Source organism: Enterobacter sp. V89_11, from assembly GCF_029967775.1.
GTDB lineage: Bacteria > Pseudomonadota > Gammaproteobacteria > Enterobacterales > Enterobacteriaceae > Enterobacter > Enterobacter ludwigii.
Genome location: NZ_JASCAN010000055.1, coordinates 1 through 729, shown reverse-complemented (window position 1 = coordinate 729; position 729 = coordinate 1). Strand labels below are relative to the sequence as shown.

The 729-nt window shown below is 65.7% G+C and carries 1 protein-coding gene; it reads right to left on the bottom strand.

The window, feature by feature from the left end:
* Nucleotides 1-729: Ig-like domain-containing protein (locus QLG09_RS22355; RefSeq protein WP_282489436.1), on the bottom strand; the 729-nt coding region annotated here is incomplete at both ends.

The following is a 729-nucleotide window of genomic DNA, read 5'->3' as shown; positions in this document are numbered from 1 at the left end:
ACGTTGTCACCGGCCACGGTGTTGATGGTGACGGTCGGCAGCGCGGTGTCGACCTGCAGGTTCGCCGTATTGCTGACGCTGTTCCCCACGGTGTTCGTCGCGGTTGCGCTCAGGGTGTAGTTCGCCTCACCCAGCGCGGCCAGATCCGCTGCCGGTACCGTCAGGCTCCAGCCGCCGTCCGCCGCGGTTGTTGCGGTGTACTGTTTGCCGTTCAGGGTCACGGTGACCAGGGTACCTTCCGCAAGGTTGGCGCTGGTACCGCTGACGCTCAGATCCTGACCTTTCTCCACCGCGTTCAGCACATTGTCGCCACTCAGGGTATCGAAGCCCACGGAAGGCAGCCCGGTATCGACGGTCACGTTATGGGTGCCTGATCCGGTATTGCCCGCGGCATCGGTGACGCTGACGCTGACCGTCACGGTGCCATCCTGCAGCGCGGAAATCACGTTCGCCGGAACGCCCACGCTCCAGTTGCCCGCGGCGTCCAGCACGGTGGTGTAGGTCTGGCTGCCAAGGGTCACGGTGACTTTATCGCCCGCCGCCGCGCCGGTGGCGGAGCCGCTGACGATCTGCGCCTGCGCATGCTCAGCCACGTTAATCACGTCGTCGCCTGCCACGGTGTTGATGGTCACGACCGGCACCGTCACGTCAACAGCCAGGTTGTGAGCCACCGAGGCCGGGTTACCCGCCTTGTCACTGACGGCGGCCGTCACGGTCACGCTGCCGTCC